Annotated in this window: 14 protein-coding genes; 6 read left to right on the top strand and 8 right to left on the bottom strand. The window is 69.7% G+C overall.

Going from position 1 to position 15,352, the window contains the following annotated elements; all coding sequences use genetic code 11:
* The first annotated feature begins 193 nt into the window (after window positions 1–193).
* A complete protein-coding gene (locus YIM_RS44520; RefSeq protein WP_228005090.1) occupies window positions 194–1,429 on the top strand; it encodes a serine hydrolase in 1,236 nt (411 codons plus the stop codon).
* A gap of 74 nt (window positions 1,430–1,503) precedes the next feature.
* A complete protein-coding gene (locus YIM_RS44515; RefSeq protein ID WP_153036068.1) occupies window positions 1,504–2,304 on the top strand; it encodes a MerR family transcriptional regulator in 801 nt (266 codons plus the stop codon).
* Window positions 2,305–2,379: 75 nt separating this feature from the next.
* On the opposite strand, the gene YIM_RS44510 is transcribed toward YIM_RS44515, so the two are convergent.
* Entirely contained in the window at window positions 2,380–3,528 is a 1,149-nt protein-coding gene (locus tag YIM_RS44510; protein ID WP_194239954.1) for a serine hydrolase, read from the bottom strand.
* A 178-nt stretch (window positions 3,529–3,706) separates the two neighbouring features.
* Here YIM_RS44510 and YIM_RS44505 point away from each other — a divergent pair, with 178 nt between their 5' ends.
* The gene (locus YIM_RS44505; RefSeq protein WP_153036067.1) at window positions 3,707–4,702 is read left to right on the top strand and encodes a hypothetical protein; all 996 of its coding nucleotides are present in this window, start codon (window positions 3,707–3,709) and stop codon (window positions 4,700–4,702) included.
* A gap of 67 nt (window positions 4,703–4,769) precedes the next feature.
* A complete protein-coding gene (locus YIM_RS44500; RefSeq protein WP_153036066.1) occupies window positions 4,770–5,204 on the top strand; it encodes a hypothetical protein in 435 nt (144 codons plus the stop codon).
* Here the strand turns inward: YIM_RS44500 and YIM_RS44495 are convergent.
* Window positions 5,197–5,796 carry a TetR/AcrR family transcriptional regulator gene (locus YIM_RS44495; RefSeq protein WP_194239953.1) on the bottom strand — a complete coding sequence of 200 codons (600 nt, stop codon included), beginning with the start codon at window positions 5,794–5,796 and terminating at the stop codon, window positions 5,197–5,199. The genes YIM_RS44500 and YIM_RS44495 overlap by 8 nt on opposite strands.
* 11 nt (window positions 5,797–5,807) lie before the next feature.
* Window positions 5,808–6,470, bottom strand: a complete 663-nt coding sequence (locus YIM_RS44490; RefSeq protein ID WP_153036064.1) for a TetR/AcrR family transcriptional regulator — start codon at window positions 6,468–6,470, stop codon at window positions 5,808–5,810.
* 242 nt (window positions 6,471–6,712) lie between these two features.
* Between YIM_RS44490 and YIM_RS44485 the strand changes: the two genes are divergently transcribed.
* Entirely contained in the window at window positions 6,713–8,095 is a 1,383-nt protein-coding gene (locus YIM_RS44485; protein WP_153036063.1) for an AarF/ABC1/UbiB kinase family protein, read from the top strand.
* Here the strand turns inward: YIM_RS44485 and YIM_RS44480 are convergent.
* Entirely contained in the window at window positions 8,080–8,724 is a 645-nt protein-coding gene (locus YIM_RS44480) for a response regulator transcription factor (RefSeq protein ID WP_153036062.1), read from the bottom strand. The genes YIM_RS44485 and YIM_RS44480 overlap by 16 nt on opposite strands.
* Entirely contained in the window at window positions 8,715–9,845 is a 1,131-nt protein-coding gene (locus YIM_RS44475; protein WP_153037656.1) for a sensor histidine kinase, read from the bottom strand. The genes YIM_RS44480 and YIM_RS44475 overlap by 10 nt, the downstream gene beginning before the upstream one ends.
* Before the next feature lie 165 nt (window positions 9,846–10,010).
* On the opposite strand from YIM_RS44475, the gene YIM_RS44470 reads away from it, so the two are divergent.
* A complete protein-coding gene (locus YIM_RS44470; RefSeq protein WP_153036061.1) occupies window positions 10,011–10,781 on the top strand; it encodes a DedA family protein in 771 nt (256 codons plus the stop codon).
* Between the two features lie 39 nt (window positions 10,782–10,820).
* Here the strand turns inward: YIM_RS44470 and lon are convergent, their stop codons facing one another.
* The 3 genes from lon to YIM_RS44455 all read right to left on the bottom strand — a co-directional run bounded on the left by lon (window position 10,821) and on the right by YIM_RS44455 (window position 15,183).
* Window positions 10,821–13,214: an endopeptidase La gene (gene lon / locus YIM_RS44465; protein WP_153036060.1), complete on the bottom strand. Its 2,394-nt coding sequence runs from the start codon at window positions 13,212–13,214 to the stop codon at window positions 10,821–10,823.
* A 106-nt stretch (window positions 13,215–13,320) separates the two neighbouring features.
* Window positions 13,321–14,181 carry an SAM-dependent methyltransferase gene (locus YIM_RS44460; RefSeq protein WP_153036059.1) on the bottom strand — a complete coding sequence of 287 codons (861 nt, stop codon included), beginning with the start codon at window positions 14,179–14,181 and terminating at the stop codon, window positions 13,321–13,323.
* A gap of 39 nt (window positions 14,182–14,220) precedes the next feature.
* Complete coding sequence (locus YIM_RS44455; protein WP_153036058.1) at window positions 14,221–15,183, bottom strand: GNAT family N-acetyltransferase; 963 nt, start codon at window positions 15,181–15,183, stop codon at window positions 14,221–14,223.
* Between the last annotated feature and the right edge of the window lie 169 nt (window positions 15,184–15,352).

The raw sequence follows: 15,352 nt of genomic DNA, 5'->3' as shown, positions 1-15,352 counted from the left end.
TGCTCGCCCCCGTCGAGGCACTTCGCGTAGACCCGCAGCAGCACACGGCTCCATGTTTGTCAGAGCGTGGCGGCCAGTCGGATGGTGTGGCGGAAGGGGTTGACCCCGCCCCTGGGTCAGGCTGGAGCCTGCCCGCATGACGAACGACATCACTTCCGCGGCGCGCCTCGGCGGATTCCAGAAGAGGGTGCGCATGCCGCGGTTCGTCCGGCGAGTGGCGATCGCGGCGCTGGCGGCCACACTGCTACCCGGAGCGGCCGCACCCGGGGTGGCCACCGCGGACAGCGTGGCCGGTCCGACGCCCGCTGCCCAGCAGGACCGACCCGAGTTGCAGGAGGCCATGCGGGGATTCATCGACATCGGTTTCACCGGGATGCAGTTGCGGGTGCACGATCAGCGGGGCGAGTGGGTCGGCAGCGCCGGTGTGCGCAAGCTGGGCGAGCCCGAGAAGCCGCCGACGAACGGGCGCTTCCGGATCGGCAGCAACACCAAGACCTTCGTCGCGACCGTGGTACTGCAGCTGGTGGCCGAGCGGAAGATCGGGCTGGACTCCCCGGTGGCCGACTACCTGCCGCGGTTCGGGCTGGACCGGGGGATCACGGTGCGGATGCTGCTGCAGCACACCAGCGGGCTGTTCAACTACACCGGCGACTACTACGACGGGAAACCCATGCCGGGGCTTCCCTCGACGGGCCAGGAATGGGTGGACAACCGGTTCCGTACCTACCAGCCCGACGAGCTGGTGCGGTTCGCGTTGTCCAAGGGGCCGCTGTTCCCGCCGGGAAGGGACTGGAACTACTCCAACACCAACTACGTTCTGGCCGCACTGCTGATCGAGAAAGTCACCGGCCGCTCCTACGCCGAGGAGATGCAACGGCGGATCCTGCGATCGCCGGACGCGGCCGGCCCCTGGTCCGACTCTCGTCAGCCGCGGCCGCTGGGGCTGTCGGGCACCGAGGTGCCGGGCACCCGGACGGCGATCCGCGGGCCGCACGCCCACGGTTACTACCGCTACCAGGACGCCGGTCAGTGGAAGACGGTCGATGTCACCCGCCAGAACCCCTCCCTCGTGTTCGCCGCCGGTGACATGATTTCCACCACCCAGGATCTCCACACGTTCTTCTCCGCGCTGATGAGTGGCAAGCTCCTGCCCGCCTCGCTGCTGGCCGAGATGCGCACGCCACACCCGACAGCCGGCTACGGTCTCGGGCTGTACGTGGAAAAGCTGGGCTGCGGCGTCACCGTCCTGCGCCACAACGGCAGCAATATCGGCTACGGGGCGTTGATGTACAGCACGCCCGACGGGAGTAAGACCCTCACCGCCTCGATCACTGGCGTGGACACCGAAGTCGACCTGGCCAAGGAGTACCCGAAGGCGTTGGACAAGCTTCTCAGCGCGGTGCTCTGCGACGGGCAGACCACAGGCTGACGGAACGCCGCTCAGTCGAGGGGCCGTGCGGTACGGGTTGACCTTGACCTTGGGTCAGGCCGCACACTCGCCGCATGGCTCTCTCGACGGGCACAACGACCGGCGGCGTCACGATCGGAGAGGCGGCGGCGTTCGCCGGGGTCACCGTGAAGACCGTGCGGCACTACCACCGGCACGGGCTGCTCGACGAACCACGACGCGACAGCTCCGGCTATCGACGGTACGGATCGGCCGACCTGCTGCGGCTGGTCCAGGTCCGGACCCTGGCCGCCGCCGGGGTACCGCTGGCCGAAGTCGGACCGCTGCTCGACGCCGACGCCGACCAGTTCGCCGCCGCTCTCGTTGACGTCGAACGGCGCCTCACCGAGCGGATCGCCGACCTGATCGCCAGGCGCGACACACTGCGGCAACTCACCGACAGCGACCGGCTCCTGCTGCCCGAACGCGCCCTCGCGATCCTGGACCAGCTCACCGAGCTCGGTTTCAGTCCCGACTACGTGGCCGGCCAGCAGGAAGCCCTGGTGCTGGCCAGGGCACTGGCGCCGGAGTTGTTCGACATCTTCCTGACCCAGCTGGAACACCGGTTCGACGACCCCGAGTTCACCGACCTGACCAAACGCGGCTGGGACGCGCGGTCCTGGGACCCGGACGACCCTCGGATCGACGAGCTGGCGTCCGCGCTGGCCGACAACCTGCTGGCCAACCGCGAACTGCTGGCGACGCCGGCGGGCTACCAGCCCGGTCCCGACGCCGTCACCCGATACGGGCTGATCAACCACCACCTCGAAGATCAGGCATCGACGGCCTGGACCCGGCTGAACGCGCTCGTCGAGGCCAAACTGCGCGCCGCCGGGGTACCCATCCCATACCAATGACGGCGGTCGACACCCCTGCCGCATGAGAGCAAAGCCCCGAGTCCACAAAGTCATCCCGGACGTCCGGCGAAAGAGCTATCCCACCGACTGATAGGCACAAGTCCAGAAGTCGCGGTGCAGGGCGGTGGTCGACGGCGAGTCGAGCGCTGCCTGCGAAAGCAGAATCCCGCGGAACCCCGACGGATCGGCATAGGCCGTGGTCCCCAGGCCGCCGTCCCAGCCGAACTGGCCGGTGGGCGCCAGGTCCCGCCGGTGCGTCCGCACCGCCATGCCGAAGCCGTAACCCCCGTGCCGTCCGAAGTGGTCGCCGAACTGGTCCTTTTCCACCTTTTGCGACGGCGTCAGGTGGTCCATCGTCATCAGGGCTGTCGAGGCGGGGGAAAGCAAAGTCGAACCCAGCAGCATCCCGAAGAAAGCGTTGTAGTCGTCGACCGTGGAGACCAGGCCATCACCACCCGCCTGGAACGACGGCGGACGGCTGTACTTGCCGTCGGCCGCCGAGTCCCAGACGGTCAGAGCGCCGGAAGGGTCGTGCGCGTAACTCGTCGGCAGGCGGTGCAGTTGATCGGCGGGCACCGAGAAGCCGGTGTCCTTCATACCCAGCGGAGCGCACAACCGCTCCCGCAGGAACGCCTCGAACGACTGCCCGGCCACCCTGGAGATCAACACTCCCAGCACATCCGAGCTGATGTGGTACTGCCACCGCTCACCCGGCTGGTACATCAGCGGCACCGACCCCAGCCGCTTCAGCCACTCGTCCTGGTCCAGCACCGGCCACGCCGAGGTCCCGTCGCTGGTCACCGACAGCTCGTGCAGCGCGGTCTGGATCGGGTAAGTGCCCGGCGCCGCCAGCACCAGGCCGAAACCCGGCGTCTGCGTCAGCAGGTCCCGCACGGTGATCGCGCGCCGGGCGGGCACCGTCTCGTCCAGTTGCGCGTCGATCCTGGTCAGCACCCGGCGGTCCGCCAACTCGGGCAGCCATTCGTCGACCGGGTCGTCGAGTCCGATCCGGCACTCCTCGACCAGGATCATCGTCGCCGCCGCGGTGAGCGGCTTGCTCAGCGAAGCCAGCCGGAAGATCGTGTCCCGCTCGACCGAGCCGAACGTTTCGACGTGCGTCCGCGTGCCGTCGCCGACCAGCGCGACCAGGCCGGGCGCCGTGCCCGAAGCCACGTGGCCGCCCAGCACGTCCCGCATCCGGCGAAGACCTGATTCCCGCAGCATGACCCCTCCAAGTTCAAAACGCCGTGCGCTATATGCGCACACTGTACGCATGAAGGAACAGTGTGCGCAAGAAAGATCTTGGAAAAAGTTCGAACCGGGTCGGGCGCACCCCCGTGTTGCCGGGTGTCGGTCACCGCGGCACGGGCGGGACCTTCCGACCAACGAAGGAGTAAGTCCCATGGCACGCAAGCGAATCGTTCTCTCGGCCACGGCCGCGGCGCTCGGCATGGCCGTGCTGAGCGCCTGTGGGCAGAGTGCCGCACAGGGCGGGGCGGCGGCGCCGGTGGCCGACGAGCAGGCCGTGGTCGCACCCGCGGCGCAGCAGGCCGCGCCCACCGTCAAGCTGAACGCCACCGAGATCGAGGGCCTCGGGCAGGTGCTCACCGAGCAGGGCGGCAAAACCCTCTACCGGTTCGACAAGGACACCGCGAGTCCGCCGAAGTCCAACTGTGAAGGGGACTGCGCGAAGGCCTGGCCACCGCTGATGGCCGGGGACGGAGCCGCTCCCGAGCTGTCCGGAGTGGACGCTTCGGTGGTCGGCGAGGTGACCAGGGCGGACGGCACCAAGCAGGTCACGGTCAAGGGCTGGCCGGTCTACACCTACGCCAAGGACACCGCGGCCGGTGAGGTCAAGGGCCAGGCCGTCGGCGGCACCTGGTACGCGGTGAACCCGCAGGGCGGCAAGGCGGTCAAGGCCGAGGAACAGCCCGAGCAAAAGCAGCAGGCCGCGGTGAAGCTGACCGCCGCCGAGGTGGAAGGCGTCGGTCGTGTGCTCACCGAGCAGAACGGCCTGACCCTCTACCTGTTCAGCAAGGACAGCAAGAAGCCGCCGAAGTCGGTCTGCAACGGCGACTGCGCCACCACCTGGCCGCCGCTGCTCGCCAACGGTGACCCCGAACTGTCCGGTGTGGACGAGAAGCTGGTCGGCAAGGTGAAGCGGGACGACGGCACCGAGCAGGTCACCGTCGGCGGCTGGCCGGTCTACACCTACGCCAAGGACACCGCCGCCGGGCAGGCGAACGGGCACGGCGTCGGCGGCACCTGGTACGCGATGATGCCGGAGGGCTGCAAGTCCGAAGCGCCGTTCGTCGCCCAGCAGGGCAAGCAGGACGAGAAGAAGTCCGAACCCGCCCCGGCCGGGTCGGCCTCGGACAGCGGCGGCAATGGCTACTGAACCAGCGCGGAACCAGCCTGGCCATTCCCGGAATGGCCAGGCTTTTTCCTGTCCGACACCGGATCCCGTGCTGCGCCGGGCGATCGAGCGGGTGCGCCAGGAGCGCCGCCGTGGGCACCGGCGCCGCCGGATCACCGGACTGGCCGCCGCGGTGGTTCTGGCCGGTGGCGCGCTCGCGGGCGGCCTGCTGCTCGGCAGCCCGGAACTCACCGAGCCGATCCTGAGCGCGGTCTCCGGTGACGGCGTGCACCTGACCACCCGCCTGAAACCCGCGTCGGGGTGGACCCGGTTCGACGTGGAGGTCGCCGGGGTCGCCTGGGGCGAGCACTGCCGCCTGGTGGTGACCGACACCGCCGGCGTCGAGCACGAAGCGGGCAGCTGGGCGGCTTCGGAGAAGGCGACGCGGTTCGGCGGTTCGGTGCTGGTGCCGATGAACGAGGTGCGCGCGGTCAGCGTGCGCGGGTACGGCGACCGCGAGCTGGTGCGGGCCGCGCCTAGTTGACCCCGTGCATCGCGAAGCTGACGAACGCCTCGATGACCCGCTCGCGTTCGGCCGGGGTCAGTCCGCCGCGCACCCCGGTCAGGATCGCCGAGATGATCAGCGACAGCAGGCCCTCACCGGCGATTTCGGTGTCCAGATCGGACTGCAGGAAGCCGCGGCGGACGCCGTTCGAGAGGAACGCGGACGCGGTCGCGCCGAAGGTCCGGACCAGTCGCAGCAGCCGCTGCAGTGATTCGTCGTCGATGGCCGGGGCGTCGAGCAGGATGAACTGGACCAGCGCCGGTTCCCGGTCGACCAGGTCGAAAACCCTGGTCAGAATGGTGCGGAACTGCGCGGCCAGCTCGTCCGCGGTGGACGCGTCGTCGGGCTCGTCCGCGCCGACCACCGCGTCGAGAATGAAGTCGACCCCGGTGTCGAGCACGTCGTCGAGAATGTGCCGCTTGTTGTCGAAGTAGTTGTAGAAGGTGCCGTGGCTGACGCCGGCTTCCTTGACGATGTCGGAGACACCGGTGTTGCGATAACCCTGTGAAGAGAAGACGTGGTGCGCGGCGCGAACCAGCTGGACCCGCCGCTCAGCCGTACGGTTGCGCACGGACGCTCCTGTCACTTGCTCACCCCGTGAACGGCGAACCCGACGAGAGTGTCGATGTATCGCACGCGTTTTTCTTCCGTTGCTTCACCGCGCAGCGCCAGCAGGAATCCCGGAACGATCAGCGCGTTCAGTCCGTGCGCGACCGCGGCGGTGTCCAGGTTCGAGCGCAACCAGCCCGCCCGCACCCCGTGTTCCAGATAGGACGCCATCAGCGCGGACAGCGTGGCCTCCAGGCCGAGCAGCCGCGCCTTCAGCTCCGCGTCGATCGCCGCGGCCTCCACCAGAACCAGCTTGAGCAGGTCCGGTTCCTCGTCGATCAGGACGAACAACCGCCGGGCGATCGCGCGCAGCTGCGCGGCGAACTCCTCGACATCACGCGGTTTCTCGCGTGTGGCGGCGGCGCGCACGGTGGTGATCAACCGCTCCACGCAGTGGTCGAGCACGTGGTCGAGCAGCTCGCGCTTGCTCTCGAAGTAGCGGTAGACGGTGCCCTGGCCGACCTTGGCGTGCTTGGCAACTTCGGAGATGTTCGCGGCTTCGTACCCGCGTTCGGTGAAGATGACGCACGCGGCGTCGACGATCTGCCTGCGGCGCCGCTCGGCCAGCCCCTTCTCCGGCGGCCTGCCCCGGCGAGCGCGGGGCGTCGCCGGTGAAGACGTGGACGCGGATTCCATCCCGCTCAGCTTACGGGACCTGAACTTCCGTGTACGGCTCAGCTCTGCATTAGTGCAAACGATTACGCACCGCCACCCCGGGTTCTACGGAGCGCGCTTCCGGATTCGGCCGCGCGTTTGCCAGGGCCGGTGGCGCCGTATTCTGGCGCGGGCATTCGCGATTTGGCGCCGCGTGATATGCGGAAACGGTCGATTTCGCACGCACGACACGCTATAAAGGTCGGTTACGCCGGGGAGGGACGATGGCGAAGGCGCCACCGAGATCACGTCTGGTGCGGGGGACCGCGCTGGGACGGCTGGCCGCCGGGCAGGTGCTGCGGCAGGCGGGCGGCAAGGTCGCCGCATTGGGCCGTTCGAGTGAAGAGAAACGCAGGCTGCTCGATCGCCGGGCGCTCGCGGCCGCCGATCAGCTCGTTTCGGTGCTCGGCGGAATGAAGGGCGCCGCGATGAAGCTCGGGCAGCTGCTTTCCGTGCTCGATCTTGATCTGGTGCCCGAGTCGGTGCGCCCGGAATTCCGCGCGAAACTCGCGGTACTTCTGGCGCAGGCCCCGGCGGTGCCGTTTTGCGGAATGCGGAAGGTGATCGAGGGGGATTTGGGTGCGCCGATCGCCGAGGTGTTCGCCGAATTCGACGAGAATCCGATCGCCGCGGCCTCGATCGGGCAGGTCTACCGCGCCCGGCTGGCCGACGGCCGCGTGGTCGCGGTGAAGGTGCAGTACCCCGGCATCGGCACCGCGGTGCGCGCCGACCTGAAGAACCTGGCGCTGTTCCTCCGGCTCGCGCCGAACATCTTTCCCGGGCTCGAAATGGACTCGCTGGCCACCGAGATCCGGCTGCGCATCGAGGAGGAACTGGACTACCGGCTGGAAGCGCGGACGCAGCACGATCTCGCCGCGCGCTTCGCCGGGCACCCGTTCATCGCGGTCCCGGACAGTGTCGGGGAATTGTGCGGGGAACGCGTGCTGGTCACCGAGTTCGTCGACGGCCTGGATTTCGACGGCATCGCCGAGCAGCCGCGGCCGGTGCGCGACCGGGTCGGCGAGATCATCTACCGCTTCTACTGCGGTTCGCTGTTCCACACCGGAGACTTCCCCGGCGACCCGCATCCCGGCAACGTGCTGCTGCGGCCGGACGGACGGGTGGCGTTCCTCGATTTCGGGTTGTTCAAGCGAATGAGCCGGGAGAGCGTGGAACTCGAACGGACGGTGCTGCGGGCCGCGGCCGACGGTGACGCCGAACAGGTGCACGCGCGCATGGCCGCCGCGGGCATTCTCGCCGAACCCGCCCGGATCGAGCCGGACGAGGTGCTCGCCTACATCGAGGACGCGGTCGGCTGGTACCTGGCCGACGCCGAGATCGAGGCGACGCCCGAACTCGCCGCCGAGGCGATGATCAGCTCCATCGACCCGCGCTCGCCCCACTACCGGAAGATGCGCTGGCAGTACCTGCCGCCGGAACACCTCTTCGCGCGACGGGCGGAGCTGTACGCGTTCGGCCTGCTCGGCAGGCTGCGCGCGCGGGGCAACTGGCACCGCATCGCGCGAGAATGGCTGCACGGCGAGGAACCGGTGACCGAACTGGGCCGGGTGGACGCGAAGTGGCGGGCCGCTCAGGAACCCAGGTAACGCAGCACCGCGAGCACGCGGCGGCTGTACCCGCTGGTGTGCGACAGGTCCAGTTTGTCGAAGATCGCGTTCACGTGCTTTTCCACCGCGCTCAGCGAAACGTAGAGCTGCCCGGCGATCCCGGCGTTCGTGTGCCCCTGCGCCATCAGGTCGAGCACCTCGCGTTCACGCGCGGTCAGCTTGCCCAGCGGATCGGTGTGCGTGGTCCTGGCGAGCAGGCGGCGCACCACCTCGGGGTCGAAGGCGGCGCCGCCCTCGCCGACCCTGGTGAGCGCGTCGAGGAACTCGCCCACCTGCGCCACCCGATCCTTGAGCAGGTAACCGACCCGGCCGCCGTCGTCGGTGATCAGCTCGGTGGCGTAACGCTTTTCGACGTACTGGGACAGCACGAGCACGCCGATCCCGGGGAACCGCGAGCGGATCTCCAGCGCCGCGCGCAGGCCTTCGTCGGTGTGCGACGGTGGCATCCGGACGTCGGTGACGATCACGTCGGGGCGGTACGCGGCGGTTGCGGAGAGCAGCGCGTCGGCGTCCCCGACCGCGGCCAGCACCTCGTGCCCCTCCTCGGCGAGCAGTCGGACCAGCCCTTCCCGCAGCAGGGTGCTGTCCTCAGCGAGCACTACCCGCACGGCAACTCCGCGGTGATCGTCGTCGGCCCGCCGACCGGACTGTCCACAGTGAACTCCCCATCCGCGGCGGCCACCCGGCGGGCGAGCCCGGACAGCCCGCCGCCCTGGCGCGCCCCACCGCCGCCGTCATCGCTGATCCGCACGGTGATCATGGTGCCGGTGTGGTGCACGGACACGTCGATCCGGGTGGCCGACGCGTGCTTCATCGCGTTTGTCACCGCCTCGGACACCACGAAGTAGGCGACGGTCTCCAAGGCCAGTGGTGGCCGGGAGGTGAGCCCGAAGTCGAGGTGGACCGGCACGCTCGCGCTCTCCGCGACGGCCTCCAGTGCCGGGTGCAGCCCGCCTTCGTCGAGCGCGGTCGGGTACACCCGCCAGGTCACTTCCCGCAGGTCACGCAGGGCCTGCTGGGATTCCTCGTGTGCCTGGCGCACGAGTTCCGCCGCGTGCTCGGCGTCCCCGGCGCGGCGGGCGCGGCCGAGCAGCATGCCGAGCGCGACCAGCCGCTGCTGCACCCCGTCGTGCAGGTCGCGTTCGATGCGGCGGCGTTCGTCGTTGACCGCCTCGACCACCTCGGCCCGGGAGATCGACAGCTCGGACACCCGGCGGCGCAACTGTTCCTGCTTGCTCAGCCCGAAGAACCGGCTCGCCAGCATCAGGTCCAGCTTGGCCACCCCGATCAGGCCCTGCACCGCGATGAAGGCGAGCACCAGGCCGAGCATCACGATGGTGATCGAGTCGTACCAGTCGGCGGGCTCGTCACCGCCGCCGACGCGGCCCCCGGTGAGCACCTGGCCGATCATGATCGCCGCCGACGTGCCGCCGTAGGCGATCAGCATGAAGACCACGAGGCCGACCATCCCGGTGACCCCGCGTGGCCCCAGGTACCGCAGCGCGCGATCACCGGTGTAGTCGTCGCCGTTCTCCGCGGCGAACCAGCGGGCGAGGCGGCGCCGCTCGAACTCGGCGAGCGCCCGCGCCCCGCGGTAGACCCCGGGGCGGGCGGGCGGCAGCGCGAGTGCCAGAGTTCCGATGAGCACGTAGATCGTTTCGGGGATCGCGGTGAGCATGCCGAGCAGCAGCCCGGCGGTACCCCGCCCGGCGGTGCGTGCCCATCCCATGTCCACCCCTGTGAGGCTAATCGGCCGCCCACCGGGGCGAACTGCGGTTTTCCGCAGGTTCGCACTGGGGTACCCGGGTGGATATGGGACGCCTCACCGCAATGTCCGGAACTGAAGCGGTTCGTAGCTTCGTTGGCAGGTGCAGACGACCATGAAAGGCCGCCGATGATCACGCAACTCGCCCAGCAAGCCCCGGAGATGGGAGGGCTCGCCGGTTGGGCGGTGAGTCTGATGGACACGCTCGGAGGGGTGGGCGCGGCCGTGATCGTCGGCCTCGACAACCTCTTCCCGCCCATTCCCAGCGAACTGGTGCTGCCGCTGGCCGGTTTCTCCGCCAGCCAGGGCACGTTCAGCCTGGCCGAGGCGCTAATCTGGACCACGCTCGGCTCGGTGGCCGGCGCGGTGATCGTCTACTACCTGGGCGCACTGCTCGGGCGTGACCGCTGCCGCGCGCTGATCTGCAAGGTCCCGCTGGTCAAGGGCTCCGACTTCGACAAGACCGAGCAGTGGTTCGCCAAGCACGGCACCAAGGCGGTCTTCTTCGGCCGGATGATCCCGCTGTTCCGCAGCATGATCTCGCTGCCGGCCGGGATCGAGAAGATGCCGGTGTGGAAGTTCCTCTCGCTGACCACGCTGGGCAGCCTGATCTGGAACACCATCTTCGTGGTGGCCGGTTACATCCTCGGGGCCAACTGGCACGTGATGGAGGAGTACGCGGGCATCTTCCAGAAGGTGGTCATCGGCCTGGTGGTGCTGGCCGTCGTGGTCTTCGTGGTGAAACGCCTGAAGAACCGGGGCAAGGACGACGAGGACGAGTCCGCCGAGGAAGAGGTCGACGAGCGGCCCACCCGCATGCTCTCCGTGCCGGAGATGACCGGCGGCCGCGGCCGCTTCGTCGGTGACCTGAACCCCGAGGAGCAGCGAAACCGCAGGTGAGCGCGGGGGCCCGCGCGCGGGCCCCCGCGCCCTCCCGGCTCAGGCGGCCTGGGTGACCGGTGCCGCCGCCGGGGCCAGTGCCAGTTCCAGCACTTCCCGCACCGAGGCCACCGGGTGCACGTCCAGCTCGGCGAGCACCTCGGCGGGCACGTCGTCCAGGTCCGGCTCGTTGCGCTGCGGGATGATCACCGTCTTCATCCCGGCCCGGTGCGCGGCGAGCAGCTTCTGCTTCACCCCGCCGATCGGCAGCACCCGCCCGGTCAGCGAGACCTCACCGGTCATCGCCACGTCCGCGCGCACGACCCGGCCCGAGAGCAGCGACGCCAGTGCCGTGGTCATGGTGACCCCGGCCGACGGCCCGTCCTTGGGCACCGCGCCCGCCGGAACGTGGATGTGGATGCCCCGTTCGGCCAAGTCACCGACCGGCAGCTCCAGCTCGGCGCCACGCGAGCGCAGGTAGGACAGCGCGATCTGCGCCGACTCCTTCATCACGTCGCCCAGCTGCCCGGTCAGCGACAGCCCGGTGCCGCCGGTTTCCTTGTCCGACAGCGACGCCTCCACGTAGAGCACGTCACCACCGGCGCCGGTCACCGCCAGCCCGGTCGCCACCCCGGGGATCGAGGTGCGCTGGGTGGACGCGGGCAGCGAGGACTCCGGCAGGTGCCGCGGCCGCCCGAGGTAGGTCTCCAGGTCGGCGGCGTCCACCGCGACCGGCAGCTCCACCTCGCCAAGCGCCACCTTCGTGGTGATCTTGCGCAGCACCTTCGCGATCGTCCGGTTCGCCGCGCGCACCCCCGCTTCCCTGGTGTACTCGGCCGCGATCCGGCTGAGCGCGGCGTCGGTCAGCGTCACGTCGCCGTCGGCCAGCCCGGCCCGCTCCAGCTCACGCGGCAGCAGGTGGTCACGGCCGATGGTGACCTTCTCGTGCTCGGTGTAACCGTCGAGAGTGACCAGCTCCATCCGGTCCAGCAGCGGCCCGGGAATGGTCTCCAGCGCGTTGGCCGTGGCCAGGAAGACCACGTCCGACAGGTCCAGCTCGACCTCGAGGTAGTGGTCGCGGAAGGTGTGGTTCTGCTCCGGGTCCAGCACCTCCAGCAGCGCCGCGGTCGGGTCGCCGCGGTAGTCGGCGCCCACCTTGTCGATCTCGTCGAGCAGCACCACCGGGTTCATCGAGCCGGCTTCCTTGATCGCCCGCACCACGCGCCCTGGCAGCGCGCCGACGTAGGTGCGCCGGTGCCCGCGGATCTCGGCCTCGTCGCGGATGCCGCCGAGCGCCACCCGGACGAACTTGCGGCCCATCGCCTTCGCGATCGACTCACCCAGCGAGGTCTTGCCGACCCCGGGAGGACCGGCGAGCGCCAAAACCGCACCCGACCGCCGTCCGCCGACGACCGCACCCGATTCCACCCGGCGCTTGCGCACGGCCAGGTACTCGATGATGCGTTCCTTCACGTCATCCAGGCCGGCGTGGTCGGTGTCCAGGATTTCCCTGGCACCCGCGATGTCGTAGGCGTCCTCGGTGGTGGTGTTCCACGGCATCTCCAGCACCGTGTCCAGCCAGGTGCGGATCCAGCCGCCCTCCGGCGACTGGTCGGAGGTGCGCTCCAGCTTGTCGACCTCGGCCAGCGCGGCCTTGCGCACGTGCTCGGGCAGCTCGGCCGACTCCACGCGGGAGCGGTAGTCGTCCTCCTCGCCGCTGCCGTCCAGCTCGCCGAGTTCCTTGCGGATCGCCTCCAGCTGGCGGCGCAGCAGGAACTCCTTCTGCTGCTTCTCCATGCCCTCGGCCACGTCCTTGCGGATCGTGTCGGTCACTTCCAGCTCGGCCAGGTGCTCGCGGGTCCACTCCAGCGCCTTCTCCAGGCGGGTGGTGACGTCCAGCGTGCGCAGCAGCTCGAGCTTCTGCTCGGTGTCCAGGTAGGGCGCGTTGCCCGCGAGGTCCGCCAGCGCCGACGGGTCCTCCAGCTCCTGCACCGCGTCCAGCATCTGCCAGACGCCGCGCTGCTGGAGCATGGACAGCACCACGGCCTTGTACTCACCGGCGAGCTGCTTGCCCTGCTCATCGGCGGGCAGTTCGGCGGCGGTCTCGGCGTGGACCCAGCGGGCGGCGCCGGGGCCGTCACCGGTCGCGCCGACGTGGGCCCGTCCGGTACCGCGCAGGACCACGACGGCCTTGCCGCCGGGGACCCGGCCGATGCGCTCGACGGAAGCGACCGTGCCCATTTCGGCGTACTCACCGTCCACGCGCGGCACGATCAGCACCTCCGCCTTGGGGGCGGTCCGGATGCCGGGCCCGGTCGGACCCTGTGGCTTGGCCTGCGCGGACTCCACCGCGGCGCGCGTCTCGGCTTCGGTCAGGTCGAACGGCACGACCATGCCGGGCAGCACCACGTCGGAATCGAGGGGGAGTACGGGCAGGAGCCGGGTGTCGGTCATCGAATGCTCCTTCTCAGTTGAGTCTGCTCAGCTCAACTTTCCGGAGCGCGGGTTTGTTTCCGCTGGCTGTTCGCCCGTAGCGAGCGTCACCGGGGAATAAAACCGCCTACGGTTTCGGCGCTGGTTTCTCCGCGACGAAGCACCAGGCGAACGGCCGCGCCTTGGCCTCGCGGGCGGTCAGCGTCCGGTCCGGGCGCCAGTCGGGCAGGTGCGTGACGCCCGGATCCAGCAGCGTCCAGTCGGCGATCCAGCGCTCGATTTCGTCGCGTTCACGCAGCCACACCGGGTTCTGCGTGTTCCGGTACTGCGCGGCGAAGTTCCGCACCCCGTCGGCTTCGGCGCCGGTGGTGCCGCCGACCGACATCTGCGACAGCGCCAGCCAGCTGCCCGGCGCGAGCTTGTCGCGGTAGGCCTTGACCAGGCCGTCCGGGTCGTCGTCGGGCCCGACGAAGTGCAGCACCGCCATCATCAGCAGGCACACCGGCTGGTCGAAGTCGATCAGCCGCCGGGTGGTCGGGTGGTTGAAGATCGCCTTCGGGTTCCGCAGGTCCTCCTGGACGTGCCCGGCCCAGCCGGTGGCTCCCTGGCGTTCGAGGATGAGCGTGGCGTGCGCGGTGGCCACGGCCTCGTAGTCGACGTAGACCACCGTCGCGCGCTCGTCTTCGCCCAGTTCCTCGCGGATCACCTCGTGCACGTTGCCCGCGGTCGGCACCCCGGAACCGAGGTCGAGGAACTGCCGGATGCCCGCGTCCAGCGCCGCCCGCACCGCGCGGTTCATGAACTCGCGGTTGTGCCTGGCGCCCGGTTTCACGTGCGGCCACTGCTGTTCCAGGCGTTTGCCGAATTCCCGGTCCACCGCCCAGTTCTGCGTACCGCCGAGGTACCAGTCGTAAACCCTGGCCGACGACGGCTTTTCGGTGTCCACCCCGGCCGGGGCTTCTGGCGCGGAATCGGTGCTCTCGATCAACGGGGTCTCCGGCGGTGAGGCGAACTGCGTTCAACAGTTCTATCGCACCGCGGGCCGCCGATACCAGTAGGTCCACAGCGGCCGGTAACCCTGCGCGTACCAGAACGGCGTCGAACGCGGGTTCGCCAGCGCGTGGTGCAGCAGTGCGAGATCCACGCCCTCGGTGTCGAAGACCTGGTGCGCGTGCGCGGCCAGCGCCGTGCCGACGCCGGTGCTGCGTGCCTGCTCGGCGACGTTCAGCGAGGTCAGGTAACCGATCTTCGGACGGCCGGTCTGGTCGACGTAGATCTTCGCCCAGTCCGAGGACGGCGGCAGCTGCACACGGGCGACCCCGAGCGCTTTGCCGTACACCTCGGCGATCCACAACGGCGGCTCGTCGGTCGCCAGCACCTCCTCCACCTCGGCGGTCAGCGCGCGCTCGGTGCTCTCGCGCACCGTCGCGACGCCGAACTGCGCGTCGTAGTGCTGCAGTTCCAGCAGCAGTTCGACCACGTTGGCGAGGTCGCCGCGGTTGGCCGCGCGCACGGCGACGCCCGGCGTCTGACGGGGGCCGCGGCCGTGGCGTTCGGCGGGCCGGACGGCCACCACGCGCACCGGCGCGAAACCGTGTCGCAGCAGCTCGCCGGCGCCGGTCGAGTCGCGGCTGGGGCGGATGACCACGGCGGCGGTCTCCCAGTCACCGCGGGCGGTGCCGGATTCGGCCAGCCGCTCCTGCCAGCGCTCCAGCAGCAGGCCGAGCGCGGTGCCCGGGTCGGGACCGGCCAGGCGCAGGTCCAGCCGGTGCTCGACGAGCGCGCGCCACTGCGCGCCCGGTGCGTCGGCGGGGGTCTTCTCGCAGGAGAGCACGCCGAGGCCGGCCGAACCGTGCGCTTCGGCGGTGAGCACCGAGTCGGTGTCCTCCGGCAGGTCACCGGGCGCGGGCAGCAGCGGGTCGATGGCCTTCAGCCGCGCGGCGTGCTCGTCGGCGATGGCGGAAAAATTTGTGAGGTCCACGTCACACATTCAAGTCCCATGCGTCTTCAGTGAGACACCCGGCCCACCGCCCCGCCGGACCCGAATACCACTCGCGTTTCACCCCGGTGGTTCCCCCGGGTCCACGCGGTTGGCTAGGAGTTAACCCTTAGCTGATCCCATAATGGTCGGAAAGAGGCTCAAATACCCCCTCCGGGGT

The sequence above is a fragment of the Amycolatopsis sp. YIM 10 genome (assembly GCF_009429145.1).
Taxonomy (GTDB): domain Bacteria; phylum Actinomycetota; class Actinomycetes; order Mycobacteriales; family Pseudonocardiaceae; genus Amycolatopsis.
This window is presented reverse-complemented; position numbering and strand designations above follow the sequence as displayed.

Bases quoted from the DNA above. Each gene is read 5' to 3' on its own strand.
- YIM_RS44510 (WP_194239954.1), bottom strand. From the start codon at position 3,528: ATGCTGCGGGAATCAGGTCTTCGCCGGATGCGGGACGTGCTGGGCGGC.
- YIM_RS44490 (WP_153036064.1), bottom strand. From the start codon at position 6,470: ATGGAATCCGCGTCCACGTCTTCACCGGCGACGCCCCGCGCTCGCCGG.
- YIM_RS44475 (WP_153037656.1), bottom strand. From the start codon at position 9,845: ATGGGATGGGCACGCACCGCCGGGCGGGGTACCGCCGGGCTGCTGCTC.
- lon (WP_153036060.1), bottom strand. From the start codon at position 13,214: ATGACCGACACCCGGCTCCTGCCCGTACTCCCCCTCGATTCCGACGTG.
- YIM_RS44505 (WP_153036067.1), top strand. From the start codon at position 3,707: ATGGCACGCAAGCGAATCGTTCTCTCGGCCACGGCCGCGGCGCTCGGC.
- YIM_RS44470 (WP_153036061.1), top strand. From the start codon at position 10,011: ATGATCACGCAACTCGCCCAGCAAGCCCCGGAGATGGGAGGGCTCGCC.
- YIM_RS44485 (WP_153036063.1), top strand. From the start codon at position 6,713: ATGGCGAAGGCGCCACCGAGATCACGTCTGGTGCGGGGGACCGCGCTG.
- YIM_RS44515 (WP_153036068.1), top strand. From the start codon at position 1,504: ATGGCTCTCTCGACGGGCACAACGACCGGCGGCGTCACGATCGGAGAG.
- YIM_RS44520 (WP_228005090.1), top strand. From the start codon at position 194: ATGCCGCGGTTCGTCCGGCGAGTGGCGATCGCGGCGCTGGCGGCCACA.
- YIM_RS44455 (WP_153036058.1), bottom strand. From the start codon at position 15,183: ATGTGTGACGTGGACCTCACAAATTTTTCCGCCATCGCCGACGAGCAC.